The sequence below is a fragment of the Streptomyces sp. NPDC054863 genome (assembly GCF_053610825.1).
Genome location: NZ_JBSGZD010000300.1, coordinates 1 through 5,525 on the forward strand (window position 1 = coordinate 1; position 5,525 = coordinate 5,525).

The 5,525-nt window shown below is 69.6% G+C and carries 5 protein-coding genes and 1 pseudogene; 3 read left to right on the forward strand and 3 right to left on the reverse strand.

Going from position 1 to position 5,525, the window contains the following annotated elements:
* The 3 genes from ACWGIG_RS32860 to ACWGIG_RS32870 form a co-directional block, all read right to left on the reverse strand.
* Positions 1–968 (reverse strand): COX15/CtaA family protein (locus ACWGIG_RS32860; protein WP_453325346.1); only part of this gene is annotated, 968 nt, incomplete at its 3' end.
* 79 nt (positions 969–1,047) lie between these two features.
* Positions 1,048–1,830, reverse strand: coding sequence for an ABC transporter permease (locus ACWGIG_RS32865; RefSeq protein WP_453325347.1), 783 nt, complete (start codon positions 1,828–1,830; stop codon positions 1,048–1,050).
* The gene (locus ACWGIG_RS32870; protein ID WP_453325348.1) at positions 1,827–2,753 is read right to left on the reverse strand and encodes an ABC transporter ATP-binding protein; all 927 of its coding nucleotides are present in this window, start codon (positions 2,751–2,753) and stop codon (positions 1,827–1,829) included. The genes ACWGIG_RS32865 and ACWGIG_RS32870 overlap by 4 nt, the downstream gene beginning before the upstream one ends.
* A 337-nt stretch (positions 2,754–3,090) precedes the next feature.
* Between ACWGIG_RS32870 and ACWGIG_RS32875 the strand changes: the two genes are divergently transcribed.
* The 3 genes and pseudogenes from ACWGIG_RS32875 to ACWGIG_RS32885 form a co-directional block, all read left to right on the forward strand.
* Entirely contained in the window at positions 3,091–3,813 is a 723-nt protein-coding gene (locus ACWGIG_RS32875; protein ID WP_453325349.1) for a helix-turn-helix transcriptional regulator, read from the forward strand.
* Entirely contained in the window at positions 3,810–5,234 is a 1,425-nt protein-coding gene (gene sufB, locus ACWGIG_RS32880; protein WP_453325350.1) for a Fe-S cluster assembly protein SufB, read from the forward strand. Before ACWGIG_RS32875 ends, sufB begins: the two co-directional genes overlap by 4 nt.
* A 63-nt stretch (positions 5,235–5,297) precedes the next feature.
* Positions 5,298–5,525, forward strand: a pseudogene (locus ACWGIG_RS32885) (Fe-S cluster assembly protein SufD); the annotation flags it as partial.

Sequence of the window (5,525 nt, forward strand, 5' to 3'; positions counted from 1 at the left end):
GTGTCGGCCTGCGTGCCGGACTGCGGCGCGGGGACCTCGTCGGGAGTCTCGACGGGCCGCTCGCGCAGGCTCAGCACCAGGCGGACCACCGCGATCCACATCAGCGAGGACAGCAGCATGTGCACGGCGACCAGGATCTCCGGGACCTGCGTGAAGAACTGGACGTAACCGACGGCGCCCTGGGCCACCAGCACGATCAGCAGGTCGCGGGAGCGGGCCCGGGTGTCGTCCGGGGCGTCCACCATGCGCAGTACGAACCACATCGCGATGGCCAGTGCGCAGACCACCCAGGCGGCGATCGCGTGCAGGTGCGCCGCGTCGGTCCAGTCCCACGGCATGCGCGGAACCTCGCTCTTGTCGCCCGCGTGCTTGCCGGAGCCGGTCACCGAGGTACCCAGCACGATCAGCAGCACGGTGGCCGCCACGATCGCCCAGGCCAGCTTGCGGACCGGGCCCGGCACGCGCGGCTTCGGCGGGGCGTCGCCCTCGCGGGTGCGCTGCCAGACGACGACGGCGACGGCGAGGAGGGCGTTGGCGGCCAGGAAGTGACCGGCGACGGTCCACGGGTTGAGGCCCGTCCGTACGGAGATGCCGCCGAGGACGGCGTTGCTCATCACCAGCCAGAACATGACCCAGGCGGTGCGGGTGAGCCCGCGCCGCCACGGCTTGGTCGCGCGTGCCGCGATGATCGCCCAGCCGACCGCGGCCGACAGGACGTACGTCAGCATGCGGTTGCCGAACTCGACGTAGCCGTGGAAGCCCTGTTCGGGCGTCACGATCAGACTGTCGGCCGTGCACTTGGGCCAGGTGTCGCAGCCGAGACCGGAACCGGTCAGCCGGACCGCGCCGCCGGTCACGATGATGAAGACGCTCATCACTACGGCCGACATCGCGGCGCGCTGGAGCGTACGGGGCGTGGGCGTCCATCGCTTGGCGATGAGGGCGAGGGGGGTCAACACGGCAACCATCGTAGGCCGGTGCTTGTGCAGGATTTCACGAGGGGGGCGGTGGAGGGCTGTGATGTCACTCCCAACCGCCCCCGGCCCGCTACTCCCAGCGGAAGAACTTCGCCGCCGCGCCGAGCCCGAGCACCGCCCACACCGCGAGGATCCCGAGGTTGCTCCACGGCATCGACGCCCCGTGCTGGAGTACGTCGCGCAGCCCGTCGGAGAGCGCCGAGATCGGCAGCAGGCCCAGTACGTCCTGCACCGCGTCCGGGAACTTCTCCAGCGGCACGATGACCCCGCCGCCGACCAGCAGCAGCAGGAACACCAGGTTCGCGGCGGCCAGCGTCGCCTCCGCCTTGAGAGTGCCCGCCATCAGCAGCCCGAGCCCGGAGAACGCCGCCGTGCCCAGGACCAGGAGCAGGAGTACGGAGACCGGGCCGCCCTGCGGCGACCAGCCGAGCCCGAACGCGATCGCGGTCAGCAGCACGACCTGGAGCACCTCGGTGACCAGCACCGACAGCGTCTTCGCCGTCATCAGCGCCCACCGCGGCAGCGGCGAGGTGCCAAGCCTCTTGAGGACGCCGTAGCGCCGCTCGAAACCGGTCGCGATGGCCTGGCCGGTGAAGGCGGTCGACATGACGGCGAGCGCGAGGATGCCGGGGGCGAGGAAGTCGACGGACTTGCCTGCACCGTTCGGTGAAACAGGCACAGTGATGATGTCGACCGCCGAGAACAGCACCAGCAGCAGCGCCGGGATGATCACCGTCAGCAGCAGCTGCTCGCCGTTGCGCAGCAGCATCTTCGTTTCGAGTGCGGTCTGCGCCGCGATCATCCGGCCGAGCGGGGCCGCTCCCGGCATCGGGGCGTAAGGGGCGGTGCTCATGGGCGCAGGTCCTTACCGGTCAGCTCAAGGAAGACGTCTTCGAGGGTGCGGCGTTCCACCGCGATGCCTTCCGGCATCACCCCGTGCTGGGCGCACCAGGAGGTGACGGTGGCCAGCAGCTGCGGGTCGATCTTCCCGCTGATGCGGTACGTGCCCGGGATCAGCTCCTGCGCGACGGTGTCCGCCGGGAGCGCCTTGAGGAGGGACGCCACGTCGAGGCCGGGGCGGCCCGTGAACCGCAGGGTGTTCTCGGCGCCGCCGCGGCACAGGTCGGCGGGGGAGCCCTGGGCGATGACCCGGCCCGCGTCCACGATGACGACGTCGTCGGCGAGCTGTTCGGCCTCGTCCATGAAGTGGGTGGTGAGGATGACGCTCACGCCGGAGGTGCGCAGTTCGCGTACGAGGTCCCAGGTGGAGCGGCGGGCGTGCGGGTCGAGCCCGGCGGTGGGCTCGTCCAGGAAGACCAGCTCCGGGCGGCCGACCACGGCCATCGCGAGCGCGAGCCGCTGCTGCTGGCCGCCGGACAGCCGCCGATAGGTCGTACGGCCGCAACCGGCGAGCCCGAGGCGGTCGATGAGGGCGTCCACGTCCAGGGGGTGCGCATGCAGCTTCGCCATGTGGCGGAGCATCTCGTCGGCCCGGGCGCCGGAGTAGACGCCGCCGGACTGGAGCATCACGCCGATGCGCGGGCGCAGCTTCGCGGCGTCGGCGATCGGGTCGAGACCGAGTACGCGGACGGTGCCCGCGTCGGGCCTGCGGTAGCCCTCGCAGGTCTCGACGGTGGTGGTCTTGCCGGCGCCGTTGGGGCCGAGGACTGCGGTGACGGTGCCGGTGGCGACCGTGAGATCGAGGCCGTCGACCGCGGTCTTGGATCCGTACCGCTTGACCAGGCCGGTGACCTGGACGACGGGCTCATGTGACATGGGGGCGAGTCTAGGTCCCGGGGAGCGGGCGTTCGGCGGGGGGCGGTGCGGGGGTGCGGGCCGGCCGGCGGACCGGTCGGGACCCGGTACGTACTCCCAGGTCACACGGGTCGGCGGCGAGGGAGTCGCGGGTGCACGAAACGGGTGCGCGAAGGGGTGCGGGCGGGGCGGTCGGCCTGGTCGGGGAGCCTTCCGCGGCGGTCCCCGGGGCACGTCCGAGGCCGTCGCCCGTGATCATTCCCGCAGGTCAGCTTAGGTTTGCCTAAGTGATGCAGTCCACCGATCCCGCTCAAGATCCGGGTTGTCAGGCCCAGAGGAATTACGCAACAATGGCGTTGTGAAATACGACGGCGAGGTCCCGCAGGACGTCGCGACCGGCGAGCGGTCCACCCGCAACCGAGTCGCGCGCTCCATCCTGGACCACGGCCCGTCCACGGTCGCCGATCTGGCGAAGCGCCTCGGTCTCACTCAGGCCGCCGTGCGCCGCCACCTCGACGCGCTCGCCGCGGACGACGTGGTCGAGGCGAAGGAGCAGCGCGTCTACGGCGCGCGTACGCGGGGGCGGCCCGCCAAGGTCTTCTCGCTCACCGACTGCGGCAGGGACGCCTTCGACCAGTCCTACGACCAGCTCGCGGCCGACGCCCTCACCTGGATCTCGCGGGCGGCCGGCGGCGGCGAGCAGGGCGAGGCGGCCGTCACCGCTTTCGCCCGCGCCCGGATCGCCGCGCAGGCCGAGGCGTACCGCGCCGCGGTCGACGCCGCACCGCCCGAACAGCGCACCGAGGCTCTGGCAAGGGCCCTGAGCGTCGACGGGTACGCTGCTACGGCGCGTAGCGCACCGGTCGGAGAGCAGCTGTGCCAGCACCACTGCCCTGTCGCCCACGTCGCCGAACGATTCCCACAGCTCTGTGAGGCGGAGACGGAAGTCTTCTCCGCACTGCTGGGGACCCACGTCCAGCGGCTGGCCACCATCGCCCACGGCGACGGGGTCTGCACGACGTACATCCCCAAGACCGCACATTCAGCATCAGCAAGCACGGCCGGGAGGAACCCCGCATGACTCTCCCTATCGAGGAGACTGCCCACCCCGAACTTGAGGGCCTGGGTACGTACGAATTCGGCTGGGCCGACCCCGACGTGGCCGGCGCGGCAGCCAAGCGCGGCCTGTCCGAGGCGGTCGTCCGCGACATCTCGGCGAAGAAGAACGAGCCCGAGTGGATGCTGAAGCTGCGTCTCAAGGGTCTGAAGCTGTTCGACAAGAAGCCCATGCCGAACTGGGGCTCGGACCTGTCGGGGATCGACTTCGACAACATCAAGTACTTCGTGCGCTCCACGGAGAAGCAGGCCCAGTCGTGGGAGGACCTGCCCGAGGACATCAAGAACACGTACGACAAGCTCGGCATCCCCGAGGCGGAGAAGCAGCGCCTCGTCGCGGGCGTCGCGGCCCAGTACGAGTCCGAGGTCGTCTACCACCAGATCAACGAGGAGCTGGAGGCGCAGGGTGTCATCTTCATGGACACCGACACCGCGCTGAAGGAGCACCCGGAGCTCTTCCAGGAGTACTTCGGCACGATCATCCCGGTCGGCGACAACAAGTTCGCGTCGCTGAACTCGGCCGTGTGGTCCGGCGGCTCGTTCATCTACGTGCCCAAGGGCGTCCACGTCGAGATCCCGCTCCAGGCCTACTTCCGTATCAACACGGAGAACATGGGTCAGTTCGAGCGGACGCTGATCATCGTCGACGAGGACGCCTACGTCCACTACGTCGAGGGCTGCACCGCTCCGATCTACTCCTCGGACTCGCTGCACAGCGCCGTCGTCGAGATCATCGTGAAGAAGGGCGGCCGCTGCCGCTACACGACGATCCAGAACTGGTCGAACAACGTCTACAACCTCGTCACCAAGCGCGCCGTGGCGTACGAGGGCGCGACCATGGAGTGGGTCGACGGCAACATCGGCTCCAAGGTCACGATGAAGTACCCCGCCGTCTACCTGATGGGCGAGCACGCCAAGGGCGAGACCCTGTCCATCGCCTTCGCGGGCGAGGGCCAGCACCAGGACGCCGGCGCGAAGATGGTGCACATGGCGCCGAACACGTCGTCGAACATCGTCTCGAAGTCGGTGGCCCGCGGCGGTGGCCGTACGTCCTACCGCGGTCTCATCGAGATCGGCGAGGGCGCTCCGGGCTCCAAGTCCAACGTGCTCTGCGACGCGCTGCTGGTCGACACGATCTCCCGCTCGGACACCTACCCCTACGTGGACGTCCGCGAGGACGACGTGTCGATGGGTCACGAGGCGACCGTCTCCAAGGTCTCCGAGGACCAGCTCTTCTACCTGATGAGCCGCGGCATGACCGAGTTCGAGGCGATGGCGATGATCGTCCGAGGCTTCGTCGAGCCGATCGCCAAGGAGCTCCCGATGGAGTACGCCCTGGAGCTCAACCGGCTGATCGAGCTGCAGATGGAGGGTTCGGTCGGCTGACCCGAACTCCCTTTTGCAGCAACCGAGTTCATCTTGATCCAGAGAGAGAGCGCTACGACAGCCATGGCTGAGGCTCAGAACATCCCGGTGGGTTCCACCACCGCCGGTTCCATCGCGGTGGCCGCGGAGTCCACCGTCGCGACCCGCATGAGCGCGCCGCCGTCCTTCGACGTGGCCGACTTCCCGGTGCCGCACGGCCGCGAGGAGGAGTGGCGGTTCACCCCGCTCGCCCGCCTCCGCGGTCTGCACGACGGCACCGCCGAAGCGGGCGGCGTGCTGACCGTCCAGGTC